Source organism: Bradyrhizobium sp. STM 3566, from assembly GCF_045571445.1.
Taxonomy (GTDB): Bacteria; Pseudomonadota; Alphaproteobacteria; order Rhizobiales; family Xanthobacteraceae; genus Bradyrhizobium; species Bradyrhizobium vignae.
Window position 1 is genome coordinate 1,031,617 of the sequence record NZ_CP120692.1, and the last position, 21,068, is coordinate 1,052,684.

Annotated in this window: 15 protein-coding genes; 4 read left to right on the forward strand and 11 right to left on the reverse strand. The window is 64.5% G+C overall.

Going from position 1 to position 21,068, the window contains the following annotated elements:
• Positions 1–12: 12 nt before the first annotated feature.
• Positions 13–3,444, reverse strand: a complete 3,432-nt coding sequence (locus P6U27_RS04900) for an indolepyruvate ferredoxin oxidoreductase family protein (protein WP_407193716.1) — start codon at positions 3,442–3,444, stop codon at positions 13–15.
• A 153-nt stretch (positions 3,445–3,597) separates the two neighbouring features.
• Between P6U27_RS04900 and P6U27_RS04905 the strand changes: the two genes are divergently transcribed.
• Positions 3,598–4,053 (forward strand): Lrp/AsnC family transcriptional regulator, encoded by a 456-nt coding sequence (locus P6U27_RS04905; protein WP_122400900.1) that lies wholly within the window; start codon positions 3,598–3,600, stop codon positions 4,051–4,053.
• Positions 4,054–4,244: 191 nt separating this feature from the next.
• Here the strand turns inward: P6U27_RS04905 and P6U27_RS04910 are convergent, their stop codons facing one another.
• Together P6U27_RS04910 and P6U27_RS04915 are read right to left on the reverse strand one after the other, a co-directional pair.
• Positions 4,245–4,748, reverse strand: a complete 504-nt coding sequence (locus P6U27_RS04910; RefSeq protein WP_122400901.1) for a hypothetical protein — start codon at positions 4,746–4,748, stop codon at positions 4,245–4,247.
• Between the two features lie 68 nt (positions 4,749–4,816).
• Positions 4,817–5,242 (reverse strand): hypothetical protein, encoded by a 426-nt coding sequence (locus P6U27_RS04915; protein ID WP_122400902.1) that lies wholly within the window; start codon positions 5,240–5,242, stop codon positions 4,817–4,819.
• Positions 5,243–5,345: 103 nt separating this feature from the next.
• Here P6U27_RS04915 and P6U27_RS04920 point away from each other — a divergent pair, with 103 nt between their 5' ends.
• On the forward strand, positions 5,346–6,266 hold the full coding sequence (locus P6U27_RS04920) for a LysR substrate-binding domain-containing protein (protein WP_407193717.1): 921 nt from the start codon (positions 5,346–5,348) through the stop codon (positions 6,264–6,266).
• A 15-nt stretch (positions 6,267–6,281) separates the two neighbouring features.
• Here P6U27_RS04920 and P6U27_RS04925 read toward each other — a convergent pair whose 3' ends face one another.
• Genes P6U27_RS04925 through P6U27_RS04935 form a run of 3 tightly spaced genes read right to left on the reverse strand, consistent with a single transcriptional unit; the run spans position 6,282 to position 9,524 of the window.
• Entirely contained in the window at positions 6,282–7,067 is a 786-nt protein-coding gene (locus tag P6U27_RS04925) for a fumarylacetoacetate hydrolase family protein (protein ID WP_122400904.1), read from the reverse strand.
• A gap of 15 nt (positions 7,068–7,082) precedes the next feature.
• Positions 7,083–8,450, reverse strand: a complete 1,368-nt coding sequence (locus tag P6U27_RS04930; RefSeq protein WP_122400905.1) for an LLM class flavin-dependent oxidoreductase — start codon at positions 8,448–8,450, stop codon at positions 7,083–7,085.
• Positions 8,451–8,471: 21 nt separating this feature from the next.
• On the reverse strand, positions 8,472–9,524 hold the full coding sequence (locus P6U27_RS04935) for an Ldh family oxidoreductase (protein ID WP_209294662.1): 1,053 nt from the start codon (positions 9,522–9,524) through the stop codon (positions 8,472–8,474).
• Positions 9,525–9,820: 296 nt separating this feature from the next.
• On the opposite strand from P6U27_RS04935, the gene P6U27_RS04940 reads away from it, so the two are divergent.
• On the forward strand, positions 9,821–13,927 hold the full coding sequence (locus tag P6U27_RS04940; RefSeq protein WP_209294663.1) for a GAF domain-containing protein: 4,107 nt from the start codon (positions 9,821–9,823) through the stop codon (positions 13,925–13,927).
• On the opposite strand, the gene P6U27_RS04945 is transcribed toward P6U27_RS04940, so the two are convergent.
• The 5 genes from P6U27_RS04945 to P6U27_RS04965 form a co-directional block, all read right to left on the reverse strand.
• Entirely contained in the window at positions 13,901–14,242 is a 342-nt protein-coding gene (locus tag P6U27_RS04945) for a hypothetical protein (protein WP_122406376.1), read from the reverse strand. The genes P6U27_RS04940 and P6U27_RS04945 overlap by 27 nt on opposite strands.
• 216 nt (positions 14,243–14,458) lie before the next feature.
• The gene (galE, locus tag P6U27_RS04950) at positions 14,459–15,451 is read right to left on the reverse strand and encodes a UDP-glucose 4-epimerase GalE (RefSeq protein WP_407193718.1); all 993 of its coding nucleotides are present in this window, start codon (positions 15,449–15,451) and stop codon (positions 14,459–14,461) included.
• A gap of 19 nt (positions 15,452–15,470) precedes the next feature.
• The gene (locus P6U27_RS04955) at positions 15,471–16,274 is read right to left on the reverse strand and encodes a WecB/TagA/CpsF family glycosyltransferase (protein ID WP_122400909.1); all 804 of its coding nucleotides are present in this window, start codon (positions 16,272–16,274) and stop codon (positions 15,471–15,473) included.
• The gene (locus P6U27_RS04960) at positions 16,267–18,633 is read right to left on the reverse strand and encodes an exopolysaccharide transport family protein (protein WP_122400910.1); all 2,367 of its coding nucleotides are present in this window, start codon (positions 18,631–18,633) and stop codon (positions 16,267–16,269) included. The genes P6U27_RS04955 and P6U27_RS04960 overlap by 8 nt, the downstream gene beginning before the upstream one ends.
• Before the next feature lie 282 nt (positions 18,634–18,915).
• The gene (locus tag P6U27_RS04965; protein ID WP_407193719.1) at positions 18,916–19,716 is read right to left on the reverse strand and encodes a class I SAM-dependent methyltransferase; all 801 of its coding nucleotides are present in this window, start codon (positions 19,714–19,716) and stop codon (positions 18,916–18,918) included.
• A 323-nt stretch (positions 19,717–20,039) separates the two neighbouring features.
• Between P6U27_RS04965 and P6U27_RS04970 the strand changes: the two genes are divergently transcribed.
• Positions 20,040–21,068: a glycosyltransferase family 2 protein gene (locus P6U27_RS04970; protein WP_407193720.1), complete on the forward strand. Its 1,029-nt coding sequence runs from the start codon at positions 20,040–20,042 to the stop codon at positions 21,066–21,068.

The following is a 21,068-nucleotide window of genomic DNA, read 5'->3' on the forward strand; positions in this document are numbered from 1 at the left end:
GCGACGCTGCGCTCAGGCCGCTCGCGCCGCTCTCGGCCGCGCGAGCAGGGATTCGACCTCGGTCTTGACCGACACGATCGCAGCCTCTTTCACGGGCCCATAGCCGCGAATGTCCATGGGGGCCTTCGCTACGGCAACGAGATCCGGAAGACGCGCCGTGTCGAGCTCGCCCAGCATCCGCTCGATCAGGCCCTCATACCAGGCGATCAGTTCGCGCTCAGCGCGCCGTTCTGCGGTATAGCCGAACGGATCGAACGGCGTTCCGCGCAACCCTTTCAAGCGCGCGAGCATGGCCAGAGGTATCTGGATCCATTGGCCGAAGACACGTTTGCGCGGACGTCCACGTGCATCGCGCCGCGACGGCAGGAACGGCGGGGCGAGGTGATACTGGATTGTGAAGCCGTCCTCGAATTCGCCCTTCAACTCGTCGAGGAAGCCGATTCGCATGTGCAGCCGCGCCACCTCGTACTCGTCCTTGTAGGCCATCAGCTTGAACAGCGCGCGAGCGACCGCCTCGGTCAGCGCCTCGCTGTTCAGGTTCGCTTCGGCATTACGCACTTTTGCGACGATCGTCCGGTAGCGCGTCGCATAGGCCGCATTCTGGTAGGCCGTGAGGAACTCAGCACGCGGGGCGATGAGCTGCTCGAGCGTCTCGGCTTCGGGCGCACCGTTTGCTTTCGGCACAAAGTCCGGATCGGCCACGGCGATCCGACCCCAGGCCAAGGCCTGCTTGTTACGCTCGACGGCGACGCCGTTGAGCTCGATCGCACGAAGCAACGCCTGCAGCGAGACCGGAACCAGACCGCGCTGCCAGGCAAAGCCCAGCATGATGATGTTGGAATAGACAGCATCGCCGAGCAGGCGCTCGGCCAGCGCATTGGCATTGATCGTGTCGAGATTGTCATTGCCGACGACCTGACGGATTGCGCGCAGGCGAGCTGGCGAAGCGAGATCGGCATCGCGGAAGCGGACAACGTCGCCGGTCGGCATTTCCGCCGTGTTGACCGCGGCGCGCGTGCCGCGACGATAGGTGCCGGACGCCTTCGGCGAAGAGCTGACGACGAGGTCGCAGCCGATCAGCGCATCGGCCGCACCCTGGTCGATGCGCACCTGGTGCAGCGCGTCGGGACTTGACGCAATGCGGATGTAGCTCAGTACGGGCCCGAATTTTTGCGCAAAACCGGTAAAGTCCAGCACCGAGACGCCGCGACGCTCGAGATGCGCGGCCATGCCGATCAGCGCGCCGACCGTGATCACGCCGGTGCCACCGACGCCGGTGACAAGCAAGTCATAGGGGCGGTCGAGTGTTGCGGGCGCGGGTAGGGGTAGCGTGGCTGCGCGGCCGGCTACGTCGATCTGGCTCGCGCTCTTCTTCCGACGCGTCGCCCCCTCGATGGTAACAAAGCTGGGGCAGAAGCCGTTCAGGCAAGAAAAATCCTTGTTGCAGGCCGACAGGTTGATCTGGCGTTTGCGGCCGAACGGCGTCTCCTTCGGCTCGACGCTGAGACAGTTGGATTCGACCGAGCAGTCGCCGCAGCCCTCGCAGACGAGATCGTTGATGTAGGCGAAGCGCTTGGGATCGACCATCTGTCCGCGCTTGCGCCGGCGCCGCTTCTCGGTAGCGCAGGTCTGCTGATAGATCAGCACCGAGACGCCGGGAATCTCGCGCAGTTCGCGCTGCACGGCCTCCATGTCCTCGCGGGGGTGAATGGTCACGCCGCTGGGCAGGTCCGCCGGGCTGAACTGCGCGGGATCGTCCGACACCAATGCGATGCGTGCCACGCCTTCGGCGCGGACGCTGTGTGCGATGGCATGCACGCTGACGGGGCCGTCGACCGGCTGGCCGCCGGTCATCGCGACGGCATCGTTGAACAGGATCTTGTAGGTGATGTTGGCGCCAGCCGCGATCGCCTGCCGGATCGCCATCGAGCCGGAGTGATAATAGGTGCCTTCGCCGAGGTTCTGGAAGATGTGCTTGTGGCCGGTGAACCGCGACGATGCTGCCCAGTTCACGCCCTCGCCGCCCATCTGGATCAGCGAGGAGGTCTCGCGGTCCATCCAGCTCGCCATGAAATGGCAGCCGATGCCGGCGAGTGCCTTCGATCCCTGAGGCACTTTTGTCGAAGTGTTGTGCGGGCAACCGGAGCAGAAATACGGCGTGCGTGTTGCGCCGCTGACGTTGATCGTGCGCGCCGCTTCCGGCATTAAGGCGGCTGCGCGGGCGGCGAGATTGAGGCCGGGAAACATCGGATCGAGCCGGCGCGCCAGCACGGAAGCGAGCGCCCGCGGCGACAATTCGCCAATCCAGGAAATCAGCCTTGCGCCGGTTTCGTCATGCTTGCCCACCATGCGCTCCGGCTTGCTGCCGGGATAGCCGTAAAAGTATTCCTTGAATTGGCTCTCGATGATGCCGCGCTTCTCCTCGACCACGAGGATCTCGCGCTTGCCTTTCACGAAGTCCATGGCGTCATGCAGCGCCAGCGGCCAAACCATGCCGACCTTGTAGACGTCGATGCCGATGCTGCGGCAGCCAGCTTCATCCAGGCCCATCAACCGCAGCGCCTCCATCAAATCGAGATGCGCCTTGCCTGTGGTCACGATGCCGTATGTCGCGTCCGGAATGTCGTAGATGTGGCGATCGATCGGGTTGGCCTTGGCGAAGGCATAGACCGCGTGCTTCTTCGCCTCCAGCCGTTCCTCGATCTGCGGGCCCGGCAAGTCGGGCCAGCGATAGTGCAGGCCGCCCGGCGGTGGCGTGAAGTCGGGCATTCGGAAGGCGCGCGGCGGGCGCAGCGCGACGGATGCGCCTGATTCCACGATCTCCGAAATCGCCTTGAAGCCGACCCACATGCCGGAGAAGCGGCTCAGTGCATAGCCATACTCGCCGAAAGCCAAATATTCACCGACATCGGCCGGGTGCAGCGTCGGCATGAACCAGCTCATGAAGGCGACGTCTGACTGGTGCGGCATCGAGGAGGAGACGCAGCCATGATCGTCACCGGCGACCACCAGCACGCCGCCATGCGGCGAGGAGCCATAGGCGTTGCCGTGCTTGAGCGCATCGCCGGAGCGATCGACGCCGGGGCCCTTGCCGTACCAGAGCCCGAACACGCCATCGACCTCGCGGTCCCCTTGCGTCTCGACCTGCTGCGAGCCGAGCACCGCGGTCGCCGCGAGGTCCTCGTTGACGGCCGGCAGGAATTCGATGCGATCCCGTTTCAGCCGTTCCTGAATGCGCCACAGCTCGAGATCGATGCCGCCGAGTGGTGAGCCGCGATAGCCCGAGATGAAGCCCGCGGTGTTGAGACCGCTCGCCCGGTCGCGACGCGCCTGATCGAGTGCGATGCGGACGATGGCCTGCGTGCCCGTGAGGAAGACGCGGCCCTCCTCGCGATCGTAGCGATCAGAGAGTTCGTAAGTATCGAGTGACGGAATGGCGTCCATGGCGGACCTCGCGCGGCATCCTGCCCAACGATGGAAGTTATGCCTTGGTCGTTGGTAGGTCCTACCTATTTATCCGGTACCAAGGCCGTATTCGGTAGAATTTTGCATTGTGATGACGAATTTGGTAGATTTGATCGAATTGGAGAGGCGTTCATGATCGAAGAGCAGGACACGCGCATTCTCGCCCACCTCCAGAAGGATGGCCGTGCGACCAACCAGCAGCTCGCGGATGAAGTCGGCATGTCCACCTCGGCCTGCTGGCGGCGGGTGCGGGCGCTCGAAGAGAGCGGCGTCATCCAGGGCTATGCGGCGCTGGTCGCGCGCGAGCAGGCGGGCTTTGCGATGTCCGCCATCCTTCACGTCTCGCTGGAGCGGCACGATGCGAAGTTCGTGGACGAGTTCGTTACGCGGGTGACGAAGCGCCGCGAGGTGCTGGAATGCTTCGCGACCACGGGCGATGCCGACTATCACTTGCGCGTCGTCGTGCAGGATATGGCGGCCTACAACCGCTTCCTCGACGAGTTCATGTTCCGTATTCCCGGCATCCGCTACGTCCGCAGCAATGTGGTGCTGAAGGAGATCAAGACGAGTGTGGCGCTGCCGTTTTGAGGCAAGGTCAGGGATCCGCGGCTCACGCCGTCTCCGACCGCCGGCGCAATTCGCGCAACGAGAGAAGCGGCGCAACCATGGTGGCGGAACCAGCATCGGTGCTGATGTGCTCACCATACCTGGAACGTCGTGGTTGCGGACGCATGTCAGGCTCGCGGCCGGCATGTGACCGATCGCGATCCTCTCTGAGCTCACGAACTTTTTGCCTCTCCTCCGGCCCTGAGCAGAATCATGAAGGCCAGGACGTGGCTGACGAGCAGCAGTGGTACGTAGAGGGTCGGAATATAAATGCCCGCGCCGAACAGGCCGGGATCCGGGATCTTCGTCGCGCCCATGTAGTACGCGTTCAGGAGGTCGAGCGTCCCCCAAACGTTGAAGATCCAGACCACAGGGATAGCGATAGACCATCGCCATGAGAGAGCCGCCATCGACAGAAGCGCGAGGACGGCGGCGATAAGATCGCCCCATCCCACCTCGGCGGCAAAGCGCGAACTCAACTCCGCAGAGACGAACCCGGTCACCATGAAGTTCATTCCCAAGAACCTGAACGCATGGAAAGCTGCGATGAGTCTCAGGGCGTCATAGCGCGGCATCACGCGGATCGCCGGCCAAACGTAGATGGCGGCGACCACCGAGCTGGTCAGGAAAGCGCCGGCGACGCTGAGAACGAATGGAAGATTGAAGTTCGGCGGCACGTTCGGAGTCCCTATGTTTGACCCTGCTGTCGAGCCGGGACGATGCCTATCGATCGACGTGGCGACGCTCAGGGTTTGGCCATGAGCAGGCGGAGCGGCATGAGCGGACCGACCGCGATGTACTCGTGGTCGATGAGATTCTGCTTGGCCAGCGGCAGGCCTTCCATGATCGCGTGCCCTTCGGCGACATCCTTGACGCTCAGCAGGAAGACGGCTCCGCGCCCATCGGACCGCGAATACCATTCGCGAACCATCCCGTTGAGATAGAGCTGGGTGGTTTGCCTGATTTCATCGGGCATCACCGCCATGACCTGTTCGCGTGTGATGCCTGGCCTGACAGTCACAATGACCATCACGCCGGTTGTCGGTGACGTGGTTTGCGCTTGGGCAAGGGATGGCTCTGCCATGGGGGTAACACCTGTCAGTGTGAGGGTGAGTGCCAGGACGATGTTGCGGATTGCCTTCATCGGTTTCATCTCTCCGATCGCGGCCATGGCCGCGATGTCGCAAATGTCGGACGCACCCAGCGGCGCATTTGCGATCCTGATGTAAGGCCGTCTTTGCGAGAGCGACTATTCGCGATAATATTGATAGGCCATGAAGCAGAACTTCACAGTCAGGCAGGGTGCGCTCGACGGTGTGGAGGCGTTCCTGAGCGTCGCCCAGCACCGCAGTTTCCGCCGGGCGGCTGCCGAGCTCGGGGTGACGCCGTCGGCGATCAGCCAGGCGGTGCGCGCACTCGAAGCCCGCGTCGGCGCCGTGCTGTTCCTGCGCACGACTCGCAGCGTCAATCTGACCGAGGCCGGCGAGCGGTTCTTTGCGCGCGCGAGGCCCGCCTTCGAGGAGCTCGTCGCGGCAAGCGGGGCCGCGCGCGACCTTGGACAGCGGCCGGCTGGGCTCCTGCGCCTCACTGTCCCGCGATCGGTCGTGCCGATTCTGCTGGAGCCCCTGGTCGCCTCGTTCTGTCAGGCATTTCCGGAGATCGAGGTGGAGCTCGCTGCAAGCGAAGAACTGGTCGACCTCGCCGCCGGTGGTTTCGATGCCGGCCTCAGGATGGGGCAGTTCATCTCCCCGGACATGGTTGCGGTCCGCCTGACGAAACCGTTGCCTTTCCTGATCGTGGGCAGCCCGGGCTACCTTGAACGCCGCGGCCGGCCGCGGCGGCCGGACGATCTGCACGAGCACGCATGCCTGAGATTGCGGCGATCAAACGGTGCGCTCGCGCCGTGGTCGCTCAACGACGGCGGTCGTTCGATCGAGATTGCCGTCGCAGGTCCCTTCATCGCCAATGACTTTCCGACGATGCTAGGTGCCGCCGTCGAAGGCGTCGGCCTTGCGCAAGTGCCAGGGCCGCTGGCGACCGACGCCGTCAGAACGGGAAAACTCGTCGCCGTGCTGGAGAAATTCGCTCCGATGACGCCGGGGGTGTTTCTCTACTATCCCAGCCATCGACAAATCATGCCGAAGCTCAGAGCCTTTATAGATCACGTGAAGGGCCGATCCCGGACCGCGCGCTGAGCGCTGAGCGCTGAGCTATTGCCCCTCCCGCACGAACCTGTTCCGCAGCTTGCCGATACCGGTGATCTCGATCTCGACGACATCGCCGTGCTTGATGTCAGGCGAGGCGCCGTCCGTGCCCATCCAGATCACATCACCGGGCCATAGCGTGAAATACTTCGTCAGTTCGACCAGGAACGGCACCACGCCGAAGATCATGTCGCCGGTCACGAAGCGATTGGTCTCCGTGCCGTTGACCCGGACGATCGTCTCCATCTTGTCGAGATCGGCTTCGGTCTCGATCCACGGGCCCATCGGCTTGAACGTATCGGCGTTCTTCGAGCGCCACAGGCTGCGGTCGGCCTTCTGCCAGCTGCGTTCGCTGACGTCGTTGCCGATGGTGTAGCCGAACACGCAATCCATCGCGTTCGCTTCGGTGAGATGCTTCACCTTCTTGCCGATGACCACGACGAGCTCGCCCTCGTAGTGGATCTTGTCCGTTGCAAAGGAAGGGATCACGACGTCTTCGTCGTGGGCGATCAGCGCGTTCTGCGCGCGGTAGCCGATCTCGGGCCGGTCGGGGACCGCCGGAATCTCGCCGCGCTTGTCGGCGGCCTCCTTCAGGTGCTTCAGATAGTTCAGGCCGACGCAATAGAAGGTGCGCGGGATCAGCGGCAGCTCGACCTTGACGTCGCCAAGCGGATACGTGCGCGAGGTGCGTTGCCATTCACCGAGCGGATCGCCGTCGATCGCGACGACCTCGTCGTTCTCGACGAGACCCCAGGAGGTCACGCCCGAGGCGGTGAATTTCAACCAGCGCATGGTGCGTCCTCGTTGTTATTCCGCGGCATCGCGCGGTTGCATCTTCCAGGCACCGGCGGCCGGCCGTTTCAGTCCCAGATTTTCGCGCAACGTCTTGCCGCGATAGTCTTTCTGGAACAGGCCGCGCCGCTGCAATTCCGGTACCACGTGTTGCACGAAATCGGCGTAGGAGCCGGGCACGTAAGTCGCCGCAACGACAAAGCCGTCGCAGCCGCGCTCCACGAACATCTCTTCAAGTCTGTCGGCGATCTCCCTGGGACCGCCGACCATCGCGTCCTGCACCTGGCCGCGGCCGGAGAAAGTGACGAAGTCGCGTGCGCTCGGGTTGCTCTTGCCTGACGTCTTCAGCACGCCGTCGCGGATGCCCAGGATGCCTTGCATGCTCTTCAGCTCTTCCGTGGTCAACGGCTCGTCGATGTCCTTGGAGGCGAAGTCATAATTGAGCGCTTCGGCGAGCAGCGACAGCGCGTCGATTTCGAGCGGCAGTTTGTTGATCAACGCCATCTTGTCCTCGGCCTCCGCCTTGGTCGCGGCGCAGACCGGCGTCGTCAGGTTGCAGAGGAACATCTGGTCGGGATCGCGGCCGGCTTTTGCGGCCTCGTTGCGCACGGAAGCATAGCCTGCCTTGGCGGCATCGAGGCTGCGCGCGGCGGTGAAGATCACCTCGCCCCAGCGGCCGGCAAAGCGCTGACCGCGGCCGGATGCACCGGCCTGGATGATGACGGGATGGCCTTGTTGCGAGCGCGGCACGGTGAACGGACCTCGAGACTTGAAGGCCGGCCCCTGGTGGTCGAGCCGCTTCACCTTGGTCGGGTCGGCAAAGCGGCCGCTGGTCTTGTCCATGATGAGCGCGCCATCTTCCCAGGTGTCCCAGTGGCCGAGCACGACCTCCATGAACTCATCGGCGCGGTCGTAGCGGGAATCGTGTTCGGGATGGGAGTCGCGGCCCATGTTAAGCGCTTCGCCGTCGTTCAGCGAGGTGACGACGTTCCAGCCGGCGCGGCCGCCGGACATCAGGTCGAGCGTTGCGAAGCGGCGGGCGACGTCGAACGGTTCGTAATAGGTGGTCGAGCAGGTCGCGCCAAGGCCGAGCTTCTCGGTGACGACGCCCATCGTGGTCAGCACGATCAGCGGATCCATCTTCACGCAGCGGATGCCGTATTCGACGGTGTGGGCGTGGTCGTTGCCATAGCGGTCCGGCATCGCCAGGCGGTCGTCGAAGAAGGCCATGTGGAACTTGCCGGCTTCGAGGATTCTGGCGATCTCCTGATAATAGTCTGCCGACATCGAATCGGCGCGCGAGTCCGGATGCCGCCAGGAGCTCGGCAAGTTCGTGCAGTTCTGTGCCTGAAGGAAGCCGACCAGTACCATCTGCCGATTCATGCCGCTGTTCTCCTGATGCCGTCAGGCCAGATCGAGCACCGTGTCGAGCCTGTACTCACGGGCCAGCGTGCGCAGCTTCTCCCACGTGGCATCCTCGATCTCGATGCCGTCGCGCAGGCGCTGCTGCTCGCGCAAACCCTCGATCTCGCCGGGATAGCAGACGCCCGCGCTGCCCTCGGACGGCGGCGTCGATTTCAGATAGCGCGCGAATTCCGCGACCTCGCGCTTGAACTCCTGCAGCGGGCGGAACGCAGCGACATTGAAGACCGCCATGAAGCAGCCGTCATTATGACGCCCCGTGGGCTCGACGCCAAAACCGAGACCGGTGAGCAGGCCGCAAAGCACCTCGACCATGGCGGCGAGGCCGCTGCCCTTGTAGCCTTCGGTGCCGCCGAGCGGCAGCAGCGCGCCGCCCTTGCGATATTGGGTGGGGTCGATGGTGTGACGCCCCTCGGCATCGATGATCCATCCCGTCGGGATCTCCTCGCCACGCGCGACCGCGAGCTGGATCTTGCCGGCCGCCACCGCCGAAGTCGCCATGTCCAGACAGAAGGGTGCATCGAGATCGGACGGTACCGCGATCGAGATCGGGTTGGTGCCGAGCCGCGCCTCCTTGCCGCCGAACGGAGCGACGTGTTTCGGCGAGCGGCCGGAGTCCGCCGTTGCAATCCCGATCATGCCTTCGCGCATCGCCATCAAGGGATAGGCGGCGAGGCGGCCGACATGGCTCTGCCGGAACACGGTGCAGGCGGCAACGTTCGCGGTCTTCGCCTTCTCGATCGTCAGCGCCATGGCCTTTGCGTTGACGTGAAAGCCAAAGCCCCAATGACCGTCGATCACGGTCGTGGTCGGCGATTCCTGGACGATCGTCCACTTGGCGCCGGGAACGATATGACCGGCCTTGATGCGGTCGATGTAGGTGGGAACGGCGATCACGCCGTGGGAATCATGGCCGGCGAGATTGGCGTTGACGCAACCGATTGCGACAGCATCGGCCTCCTCCTCGGACGCCCCGGCGGCGCGCAGCAGGGCGGCGCTGACGCGCGTGAGGCGATCGGCCTTGACGATCGGCATGGCGTTCCCTCGGCTTGGTGCCCATCACAGGCTGCTTGTTGGGTGCCATCGTCTCAAAGCGCAGCAGCGATATCAATCTCCCATAAACCAACACAGGGCTGCAAATTCGTAAAGAGAACGCGCCTTTGGTCGAAGGGACGTCCCGCGCAGCGGCATTTCCGGCAATTTTGTGCTGCTCGTTCGCTGCTCGTTCACTTTGATCGACGGTTTGCAGTGCGCAATAACGACCACTTAGGCGATCGCCGTTCATAAAGGCACCGGGAGAAATAGGCAGAATTGCCGCGGGAGCTGAGATCGTGCCGACCACACTCGCGCGCACCTTTGCGGCGCTGAGCGCAATCAATGAAGCGATCCTCTACGCGAGATCGTCGGACGAGCTGTACCAGAAGGTCTGCGACGCCGGATTCTCGAGCGGGGACTTTCTGGCCGTTGCCGTCTTCCTGGTCGAGCCGGACGGCCAGCGCCTGCGATTCGCCGCCGGCTGCGGCGATGACATTCCGCGGCTGCGCTCGATTCTGATCACGACGGACGCCGGTACGCCTGAAGGATCTGGCGTCGGCGGCGAGGCATTCCGCGATCAGAAGCTGTGTGTCAGCAACGACTATCTGAACGATCCGCGCTCGCTGGCGTGGCGAGAGGGCGCCGCCAAGGCGCACATCGGTGCGGCGGCGGCGTTGCCGCTGCTCTGCAACGGCAAGAGCGTCGGCGTATTGTACGTGACGCGCAGAGAGGCCAACTCGTTGAACGAGCAGATGGTGTCGCTGTTCGAGCGCATGTCTGCGAACATTTCCTACGCGCTGGACAATTTCGCCCGCGAGACCGCGCGGCAGACCAGCGAACGGGCGACACGGCGGCTCAACCGCATGTTCGGCGCCATCAGCGCCACCAACGAGGCGATCCTGCGCGCCAAGACCGAGCAGGAACTGTACCAGCTCGTCTGCGATGCCTCCGTCCACAGCGGCAAGTCGCTGGCGACCATCGTGCTGCTCCGCGAGCCGGATTCGCACTGGATGAAGCCTGTCGCCGCCACTGGGCAGAATCTCGAGCTCGTCACCCAGGCGCGCTATTCGGTCGACCCGGAGAATCCGTGCGGCAAGGGCATCTCCGGCGAGGTGTTCCGGACGCAAAAGGCGATCGTCGAGGATGATCTCGCCAGCCGCACCAAGGGCTCGCCTTGGGAGCAGGCCAACATCGACACGGGCGTTGCCGCCTGCGTGGTCGCTCCGCTGATCAAGCGCGGCGAAAGCGTCGGCGTGCTCCTGTTCTTCATCAGCCGTTCCTGGGCCAAGGACGAGGAGATCGTCGCGCTGCTGCTGCGCATGGCGGAGAACGTCTCGTTCGCGATCGAAAATTTCCGCCGCGAGGCCGAGAAGGCCAGGATCGCGGCGGAAGAGGAACGTCTGGCGCGCATGTATGCGGCGCTCAGCGCCACCAACGAGGCGATCCTGCGCGCACGGTCACGCTCGGAGCTGTTCGACCTCGTCTGCGAGGCGACGGCCAAAGGCGCCAAGTTCACCTCGGCCAGCATTGCGTTGCTCGACCAGCGCGGCGAGCTGCTGCGCGTGGTCGCCAGCTACGGACCGAATGCCGACCAAGTTCGCAACTTCAAGTTTTCGATCTCCGATGAGGTGGCGGAAGGGCACGGCCTGACCGGCACCGCGTTCCGCACGCGCCAGCCTGCCGTCAGTAACGACGTGCTCGCCGACGACCGCATTGCGCCCCGGTTGGCCAGCGCCCGCCGCAGCGGCATCGCGTCCTCCGCGGCGCTGCCGCTGTTCAACGGCGACCGGCTCGAGGGCGTCTTCCTGTTCAACTCCCCGGAGCGCGGCACCTTCACGCCCGAACTCGTCGAGCTGCTGTGCAAGCTCCAGGCCAACGTCTCCTTTGCGCTGGAAAGCTTCGATCGGGCCGAGGAGAAAGCACTAGCGGACAAGCAGCGCAATCGCCTCAGCGGAATGTTCGAGGCGCTAAGCGCAACCAATGAAGCCATCATGCGCGCCAAGACCCGCGAGGAATTGTTCGAGGCTGCATGCCAGGCGGCCGTCCTCGGCGATGTGTTCGCCTCGGCGACGATCGGCATCATCGACAAGGAAAAGGAGCTCGTTCGTGTCGTCGCGGTGAAGGGACGCCTGCAGGAGCAGATGGTCGGACGGAGCTGCAACATTTCCGCCGGCCATCCCGAGGGCCAGGGCATCATCGGCACCTCGCTCCTGACCCGCCGGCCCAGCGTCATGAACGACTATCTGCACGAGCCGCGTTCAGCCTACTGGCGGACGAAGGCGATCGAGGACGGAACGCGGGCAGCAGCCAGCTTCCCGCTTCTGAAAGCAGGCCAGGAGCCGGTCGGCATCCTGCTTTTTCTCGCGCCCGAAGAGAACACGTTCACGTCCGATCTGGTCGAATTGCTCGGGCGCCTCGCCGAGAACGTCTCCTTCGCGCTCGATAATTTCGATCGCGCCGAGGAGAAGGTCCGCACCGAGGCGCAAAAGGAGCGCTTGACGCGCATGTTCGCGGCACTGAGCGCCACCAACGAGGCGATCATGCGGGCGAAGTCGCGCGCCGAACTGTTCGACCTCGTCTGTCTTGCCGCATCGAACGGCGCCAAGTTCACCTCGACCACCATCGCGCTCGCGAAGGCCGACAGCGATCAGATCGAGATCGTCGCCAGCGCCGGACCGTCGTCCGGCACCACGCGTAATGTCCGCCTCTCGGTCGACCCCGAGCGCCCCGAGGGCCGGGGGATGGCCGGCACGGCGTTCCGAACCCGGCAGCCTTGCATCAGCAATGACTATCTCAACGACCGGCGCGTGAGCGCCTTCCATGCCATCGTTCGCGGCGACGGCGCGCGGTCCGGGGCGGCGTTGCCGCTGATCGTGCACGATCAACCTGTCGGCGTCATGATCTACATGTCGACCGAAAAGGACACCTTCACGCCCGAATTCGTCGAGTTGTTGCAACGTCTGGCCGACAACGTCTCCTTCGCCATGGAGAATTTCGATCGCGCCGACGAGAAGAGCAAGGCCGACGAGCGGATCGAATACCTCGCCTCGCATGACAGCCTGACCGACCTGCCGAACCGCGAGACTTTCAACGGGCTGCTGCGCGCGGCGATCGACACGGCGCAGCGCCGCGATCACCGTTTTGCGGTGCTCTTCATCGATCTCGACCGCTTCAAGCTCATCAACGATTCGCTGGGGCACGAGGCCGGCGACCTGCTCCTGCTCGAAGTGGCCAATCGTTTGCGCGGCGCATTGCGAGCGAGCGACGTGGTCGCGCGCCTCGGCGGCGACGAGTTCGTGGTGATCCTCGACCAGTGCGGCGAGATCGAGGACGTCCAGCGGATCGCCACCGAGCTGCTCGCCGCGCTTGCCGAGCCCATGGAGCTGGCCGGCCACGAGTGCCATACCACGGCTTCGATCGGCATCGCGATGTATCCGGCCAACGGCTCCGACGCGCAGACGCTGACAAAGAACGCCGACATGGCGATGTACCTCGCCAAGGAGGACGGCAAGAACGGCTATCGCTTCTTCTCCAAGGAGGTGAAGACGCAGTCGATCGAGCGGCTGTCGCTCGAGAGCGCGCTGCGCCGAGCGCTGGAGCGCGAGCAGTTCTCGCTGAACTATCAGCCCAAGGTGGATATGGAGACCGGTCAGATCACGGGCGTCGAAGCGCTGCTGCGCTGGACGCATCCCGATCTCGGCAGCGTCTCGCCGGCACAGTTCATTCCACTTGCGGAGGAAACCGGGTTGATCGTGCCGATCGGCCGCTGGGTGCTGAATGAGGCTTGCGCGCAGGCCATGGCCTGGCAGCGCCGCGGCCTGCTGCCGCTATCGATGGCGGTCAACCTGTCGCCGCGGCAGTTCGCAGACGAACATCTGTTGCAGGACATCGACGAGGCGCTCGCGGCCTCCGGCATGTCTCCGGTGCTGCTCCAGCTCGAGGTCACCGAGAGCATGATGATGCGCAATGTCGGCCGCGCGCTGAAGGTGCTCGACTCCATCCAGAGCCGCGGCATCCGTCTCGCCATTGACGATTTCGGCACCGGCTATTCGTCGATGTCGCTGATGAAGCACTTCCCGATCGACACCATCAAGATCGACCGCTCCTTCGTGCGCGACCTGCCCCAGGATTCGGAAGACCAGGCGATCGCGCAGGCGATCATCAGCATGGGCAAGGCACTCGGCATGACTGTCGTCGCCGAAGGAGTCGAGAATGCCGAACAGGAGGCGTTCCTGCGGACCCATGGCTGCGACGAGATGCAGGGCTTCCTCATCTCCAAGCCGCTGGCGGCGCGGCAGATGATCGAGTTGCTGCGGCCGATTGCGCTGCCTGTCGCGCCGCCGCTCCAGCCGGAACCGGCCGACGAAGGCACAGCGTCACGGCTGAAACGCGCCGTCGTCTGACGGCTGCGGGTGCAACTCGCGGACCTCGTGTTCTCGCCCTTCGGCCTTGCTCGGAAAGTCCTGAGGCCCCGTCAGTGACGTCTGCTCGATGAACAGCGCGAGAATGCTGCGCGCGCCTTCGGCGAAACTCGTCCCTTCGCTCACATTCAACGCGCAGCAGCAGGTTTTGCTCATCGGCTCCTGGTCGTCGACCATGGCCATGGCGGGGCCCCACCACCAGGCAGGTGCAGGCGAGCGCTCGCCCTCTGGCACGACATGCCAGCCGACGAACTCCTCCATTACGCGCTCGAATTCCAGGCGCGCAGCCTGATGCATGTGGTCGATGCTCCCAGAATCCGTGCCCGACGACACGCCGATGTGATCGTCACTTCGCTCGGAAAATCGGCTCGCGCATATGGGCCGAACCATGCAAGTCGACATCGTCGTCGGCAATGCGGAAATACGCAGCTGTCGGCGATGCGCCTGAGCAGCTGCGCATATGCATACTAGCCGCTCAAGGGCACGGCAGGCAAGCTATCGGAGTTACGGTGCCTAACGCGACCTGAACGGATGCGCCTTCTGGTGCCAGGCCCAGGCCGTGCGGATGACCGTCGGCAGGTCGGAGTGACGCGGCACGAAGTTCAGCACCTTTCTCGCAGCAGAGGGGTCCGCGACCAGATAGGTGGGATCGCCGGCGCGGCGCGGCTTGATGGTATGCGGTACCTCGCGTCCGGTCTCCTGCCTGATGGCGTCGAGGATCTCGCGCACGGAAAAGCCGGAGCCTGTGCCGAGGTTGAAGCTGCCGCCGGCATGCCCTTGTTCCAGAAGCCTCAAGGCCGCGACATGGGCGGCCGCGAGGTCGGTGATGTGGATGTAGTCGCGGATCGCGGTGCCGTCGGGCGTGTCGTAGTCGTCGCCGAACACCGCGAAGTCGACATGCCCCTGAAGCGCCATCATCGCGCGCGGAATGAGGTGAGTTTCGTTGTCGCGCAGCTCGCCGATGCCACCAGCGGGGTCCGCGCCGCTGGCGTTGAAATAGCGCAGGCAGAACGCACCGAAGCCATAGGCCGTGCGGTAATCGGCGAGCATGCGCTCGATCATCAACTTCGATGCGCCGTAGGGATTGATCGGCGCACAGGGAAAGTCTTCCGGCAGCGCCTTGGAATCGGCGTTGCCATAGACGGCGCCGGTCGAGGAGAACACGATGCGATGGCAGCCCGCGTTGCGCATCGCCTGCAACAGCGACAGCGTGCCCTGGACGTTGTTGATGTAGTATTTCTGCGGGTCGGTCATGGACTCCCCGACGAGGCTCGCCGCCGCGAAATGCATGACCGCCGTGATCTTGTGCTCGGCGAAGGCGCGCGCCAGCGATGCGCCATCGAGCAGATCGCCCGTCACCAGGGGGCCGGCGACGAAGCTGCGATGACCTGTCGAGAGATTGTCATAAACGACGGGCAGATAGCCGGCGGCGGTCAGTGCGCGGCAGGCATGCGAGCCAATATAGCCCGCGCCCCCGGTGACGAGGACGGTCGGTCGGTCGGTCATGTCGTCTTCTGCTCTTCTCTTAGCGGAGGGGGCGGTTGCGGCTGAAGAGAAGATAAAGCGCGCGGGGGTTGGTGGTCAAATAGCGCCAGAACAGACGGCGTGGCTCCAGCAAGGTGCGCCAGGCCCATTCGAGGCCGATTTTTTGCATCCATTGCGGCGCGCGGGAACGGCTCCCCGACAAAAAGTTGAACAGGCCGCCGGACGTCTTGATAACGCCAACATTGGTCAGATGCGGCGTGAATTCCTTCACGAATGCCTGCTCGTTGGGCACGCCGAGCGCGACCCACAGATAGTCCGGCGCCAGGGCGTTGATCTCCTCGATTTTGGCACGTAGCGCCTCGCCGCGCAGATAGCCATGGCTGCGCCCGACGATCTTGAGGCGTGGATACATCTTCAGGACGTTTGCGACCGCCGCGGCGTTCTCGGCCTCGCTTGCCCCAAACATGTAGAAAGTGCGGCCGACTGCTTCCGCCTTGCGCGCGACGACGTGGAACAGGTCCGTGGTCGCAACGCGCTCCGGCAGCGGGAACCAGGATTGCAGCTTCGAGGCCGCGACCAGCGGCTGACCATCGGCGTTGATCAGGTCGGCGGCGCGGAACAGGCGCTCGGTCTGCGGCTCGGTCGAGCAGCGCGCCAGCACCTCGCCATTGGCCGAGGTCAGGAACAGCGGGCGGCCGATGCGATTGTCAGGATCGGTCGCCTCGATCATGAAATCGGCGGTGGCTTCCAGATCGAGCGCGGCCATGCGAAGCCCGCCGACGGTGATCCGCGGCACGTCGGCAGTCGCTGCCCGTCCCTCGAGGTTGACGCGACGCTCAAGCATATTGTTTGCCTCGCTGGCGCGTTTGGATTGCAGGGGTGAGCTCGTCGAGCACGACGCCGACGAGCTTGCGCTCCGCGGGGCCGAGCGCGGTCAGGATCTCTTCCAGGCTGTCGTTGACGTCGAGGCAGGTCGGCAGCACGGCCACCAGCGAATCGATGTCGTCGAGCAGCTTGCGGCCGCCGGCCGCGAGCGGCATCGCCGGGCCGTCGAGGATCACGAGGTCATAGCCGCTCGCGGCGCGCGCCTGCGCAATGGCCTTGCGGATGGCGTCGGCAGCCTTCCCGGCGTCGCCCTCCGCGGCCGGCAGCACCGAGATGCCGTTGACCGTCTTGATCTCGCGTGCGTCCTTGCTGCCGATCGAGAGCCAGCCGAGCCGGCTCGGCTCGCTCTTGCCGGGACGGATCACCTTGTTCGAGAGCACGCGGGCCTGATGGTCGGCATCGATCATCAGCACGCGGGCGCCGTCGCGTGCAGCCGCCAGTGCGAAATTCAGCGCGGTTACGCTACGCCCGCTCGTCTTGCCGGCCCCGACGAGCGCGACGACCGGCATCGCCCTGCCGCCGGAGCGCCGCGCCACTGCGGCGCGCATGTCGCGCCAGGCGTTGAGCAGCGTCGTCAGGGGAAAACCGGGACGGAGCGTCGGCCAGCCCAGCCGTGTGAGATCGACGCCTCCGCCGGTAGCGAGGATGGCGCCGAGCGTGTGAATGACGTCGGCCTCCTGGAAGCGTGCGATCAGCGGCTTTTCGATCAGGGGCTTTTCGACCATCGCAGGCTGGAGCGGGGGAGCGGCAAGCTCCAGCGGAATCCGTTCAACATCCGGAGAGGCCGGCTGAGGCGGCGAAGCCTCCGAAGGGCGCGCGCGCTGCGGAACCCGTGTTGCATCCGGCGCCGATGTGCGCTGTGGGCGGGCTGACGTGGGCGCCGTTGCGATCGCGCCGGCGAACAGCAACTCAGCCGCGACGAACCAGCCCGATGCAGCGATGGCGCCGAACACGAAGCCGATCATGGCGAACAGGCTCATAGCTGGCGGGAACGAGCGCCGCTGCGGCACTGTCGCTTCACCTATGACACGGGCCGCCGAAGTGTTCAGACTCTCCTGCTCCTCGGTCTCGCGGGAGCGCTTGAGAAAGGATTGATAGACGTCGCGGCTGGCATCGGCTTCGCGTTCGAGCTCGCGCAGGCGCACGGCGGCCTGGCTGAGCTGGACGCTCTGTCGCTTCTGCGCTTCCAGCGCCCGGTTGAGCGAAGCCTCGAAATCGCGGGCGCGCGTCAAATCGTTCTTGGCGGACTGCGCGAAGCGGTCGATCTCTTCGTTGATGGTGCGCTTGAGGTCCTCGACCTGCTTCTCGGTCTGACGCAGTGCCGGATGGCGCGGCCCGAGCTCGCCGGCTTGCTCCGCATATTTCTTGCGGGCATCGGCATATTGCGCGCGCAGATTCGCGATCGTTGGCGATTGCAGCGCCTCCGGAATAGCGCCGGCATCGGCAGCGCTACGGCGACTCGCCTCGATCTGATCGAGCCGCGCCTGCGCATCCATCGTCGCCGCCCGGGCCGCGGAAAGCCGCTGGTTGCTGGCGGAAAGCTGCTGGTCGCTGATCAGCGCATCCTGGGTGCCGACGAAATTATTCTGGGCCTTGTAGGTGGCGAGCGCGGTCTCGGCGTTGCGCAGCCGATCGCGCAGCTCCTTCAGGCGACTGGATAGATCGTTGGTGGCGCGCCGTGCGGCCGAAGCCTGCGAGCTGCGGGATTCGGCGAGGTAAGCATTGGTCAGCGTGTTGGCCAGCATCGCGGCTTTCGCGGGGTCTGTCGACCAGACCTCGACGTCGACGATGAAGCTCTTCTCAGTCTTGCGGATCGCGATGTGCCTGCTCAGTGCCTCGAGCGCCGCGAGCTGCACTTCCTTCGTCTCCGCGGCCGAAGGCGCGCGGGGGTGCAGGCCGATCAGGCCGAGCAGCGACGACATCAGGCTCGTGCCATCGCCGCCACCGAATTCCGGATCCTTGTCGAGGCCGGCCTGCTGGATCACCTGGAGCAATACGCTGTTGGACGTGATGAGGCGCGCCTGGCTCTCCACGACCATGGACATGCCGGAGACGTCCTGCGCGCGCGGCGTGAGTTCGCGGTCCACGAGCTGAAGCTCGCGCGGATCGACGTAGAGCTGAGCGGTGGCGGTGTAGCGGGGCGTCACGCTCTTGCCGATGCTGACTGCAAGCGTCGCGCCGAGCAGGGCGGCCGCGGTGATCGCTACCTTTCGCCGCCAGAGCAGATTGGCAAGCTCCAGCACGTTGACGCCGGCCCGAGGCTTCCGTTGCGAGGCCTCCGGTCCGGCCCGGTCGATCGGCTGGTTATAGTCAAGCATGATCCCCAGCTTTCATTCCAGCTGCTGCCGCGGGCTGAGGGGTTACTCTTCGCTTTACGCCACGCACCCGGGATATAGGTGCCCAATCCACGCAACAGGGAAAATTAACCATACTCATTGAGGGACTATTCACCGAAATGGCAAACAAAGCGTTTAAGCGCATCCCACTCTTTGCTGCGTCGCCGTGACGCCCGGATCCTCTGGAGATTAACGGTTCGTTAACGAGCGCAGCGGGCCTGCCAAGCGCCGTTCGTTCCGCGAACAGCTGCACGCGCATGGCTGTCAGCGCTTCCGCAGGATGACGTGATAGTCGCCGCGGCGGACGTCGGTGCCGCGCGGGAGCACGGCGTTCAGCACCGCGGCGCCGGCATCGACCAGGGCCGCAAACAGCGGCTTGCGCCGTCGCATCTCGGGATAGCGCGGACTTTCGACTTCACGACGATAGATCGTCTCGAGGCCATTGGCGGCCGCGAATGCTTCGAGCCTGGGCAACGTCACCAGCGGATGGAAGAAGGTCGGGAACGGCGGCTCGCCGGGCAGGCCGGCGTCCTTGATGCCGCGGATGTGCCGGTAGAACCAGACGTGAAACCAGTGCGGCGAATATTTGGTGACGATTCCGGAGAGCGAGCGCGGATTGGGCGCGCCGATCAGGATCATGCCGCCGCGCTTGAGCGCGTCACGGAAGTTCAGGAGCGCAGCGTCGACGTTCGGCAGATGCTCGATCACGTTGTAGCAGATCACCAGATCGAAGGTCCCGCGGCCGAAGCGGTAGGTCTGGACGTCGCCGAGGATCGCCTCGTCGGCGTAGATGTTTTTGCGGACCTGGTCCTCGTCGATGTCGATGACGGTGACTTTGCTGCGGCTCAGCAATTCTGGCGGCAGGACGCTGCACGAGCCGCCGCCGGCTTCATAAATGGCGAGCCGGCCCTGCGGCAGCTCGCGGCACAGCACCTCATGAACGGCGAGCAGGCTGTCGCGAGCTTCGCCGTGGACGAGATCATGAAGCGCCTCGGTACCTGTCGCGGCCTCGGGGATTTGGATCGCCGTGGCTGTCGCGAAATCGATCGTGGCTGGCTTGTTCATGGTTTCTGACCGCGCTTGTTCTATTCAAATTTACAGGAAAAAACGCGCTTGCCCGAAGAGCAAATCCGATGCCGCACGGTCTCACCGGTCGCAGTGCTTACGGTCGGGTTAATGCGCATGCGCATTAACTACAGCATTGTCCATATTGCGGCCTCGTCGGCGCATAGACCGCCAGTTGCAGTATCACGCCCGGCAGATGTGGCGGCGATGTGCCGCTCGGCAGCCGTCTGTTTTGGGACGCATCTGTCCCGCGGCGATGTGTCGTCGTGGGATGCGTGATCGAAGCAGGGCTTTTTCAATATATCTCGGACATCTAGATCGTCATGACATTGATCCCGACAGACCTGTCCACCATGCGCATCGCGGATGCCGTGCGCGATCCCAACCGGGAGATCGCGGTGAGCTCTGCGGTCATCGACCTGTCCGTCGGCATCGTCGTCTGCATTCCCTGCTTTCGCCGCCCGCAGCACCTTCGGCTGACGCTGGAATCTCTGGCGAACCAGCGCACCTCGCGTTCCTTTGCCGTCGTCATGGTCGAGAACGATGCCGCGCGGCGCGAAAGCGCGCCGGTTGCCGCAGAGTTTCTGGCCGCCGGCAGGCTCCAGGGCGTTTGCCTGATCGAGAAACGGCAGGGGAACTGCCAGGCGATCAATGCTGCGTTCGAGACGGCGCAGGAGCTGTTTCCCGCCGCGACCCGTTTCCTGATGATCGACGACGACGAGATCGCTTCGCCCGACTGGCTCGAGCTGATGGTCCGCACTGCGGAGGCGACCGGAGCCGACGTGGTCGGCGGTCCGGTGCTGCCGGTCTTCGACGACGAGAGCAAGCCCTGGCTTTCGCGTCATCCCGCTTTCCGTCCCGCCTACGACTACAGCGGTGCGGTGCCGCTGATTTACGGCTGCGGCAACTGTCTGATCACACGCGCCGCCTTCGAAAGGTTCGATCGTCCCGCGTTCGACCTGCGCTTCAATTTTCTCGGCGGCGGTGATTGTGATTTCTTCGTGCGGTGCCGTGACGCCGGTATGCTGTTCCACTGGACGGCGGAGGCCGTCATCACCGAGTCCGTGCCGCGCAGCCGCACCAGCATCGGCTGGATCGCAAAGCGCGGCCTGCGCATCGGTGCGATCAATTATCGCGTGCAGTACAAGGCCGCGCAAAGCGCGGCGGCGCGGGCGCGGGTGTTTGCGCAGATGCTTGGACGGCTGCCGCTGTCGCTGGCTCGTGCCGCAGCCTTGTTGACCTCGTCGAAAGCCGTCGTCGCGATGCATCCCGTGATGGTTGCGCTTGGCGCCGCCTTGGCGGCCTTCGGGCTCGAGCCGAAGCCCTATGAGGCCTCGAAGATCGCGTCTTGA

Excerpts from the sequence above, each read along its gene's own strand:
- P6U27_RS04900 (WP_407193716.1), bottom strand. The coding sequence starts at position 3,444 with ATGGACGCCATTCCGTCACTCGATACTTACGAACTCTCTGATCGCTAC.
- P6U27_RS04905 (WP_122400900.1), top strand. The coding sequence starts at position 3,598 with ATGATCGAAGAGCAGGACACGCGCATTCTCGCCCACCTCCAGAAGGAT.
- P6U27_RS04915 (WP_122400902.1), bottom strand. The coding sequence starts at position 5,242 with ATGGCCGCGATCGGAGAGATGAAACCGATGAAGGCAATCCGCAACATC.
- P6U27_RS04920 (WP_407193717.1), top strand. The coding sequence starts at position 5,346 with ATGAAGCAGAACTTCACAGTCAGGCAGGGTGCGCTCGACGGTGTGGAG.
- P6U27_RS04925 (WP_122400904.1), bottom strand. The coding sequence starts at position 7,067 with ATGCGCTGGTTGAAATTCACCGCCTCGGGCGTGACCTCCTGGGGTCTC.
- P6U27_RS04930 (WP_122400905.1), bottom strand. The coding sequence starts at position 8,450 with ATGAATCGGCAGATGGTACTGGTCGGCTTCCTTCAGGCACAGAACTGC.
- P6U27_RS04935 (WP_209294662.1), bottom strand. The coding sequence starts at position 9,524 with ATGCCGATCGTCAAGGCCGATCGCCTCACGCGCGTCAGCGCCGCCCTG.
- P6U27_RS04945 (WP_122406376.1), bottom strand. The coding sequence starts at position 14,242 with ATGCATCAGGCTGCGCGCCTGGAATTCGAGCGCGTAATGGAGGAGTTC.
- galE (WP_407193718.1), bottom strand. The coding sequence starts at position 15,451 with ATGACCGACCGACCGACCGTCCTCGTCACCGGGGGCGCGGGCTATATT.
- P6U27_RS04955 (WP_122400909.1), bottom strand. The coding sequence starts at position 16,274 with ATGCTTGAGCGTCGCGTCAACCTCGAGGGACGGGCAGCGACTGCCGAC.
- P6U27_RS04960 (WP_122400910.1), bottom strand. The coding sequence starts at position 18,633 with ATGCTTGACTATAACCAGCCGATCGACCGGGCCGGACCGGAGGCCTCG.
- P6U27_RS04965 (WP_407193719.1), bottom strand. The coding sequence starts at position 19,716 with ATGAACAAGCCAGCCACGATCGATTTCGCGACAGCCACGGCGATCCAA.
- P6U27_RS04970 (WP_407193720.1), top strand. The coding sequence starts at position 20,040 with ATGACATTGATCCCGACAGACCTGTCCACCATGCGCATCGCGGATGCC.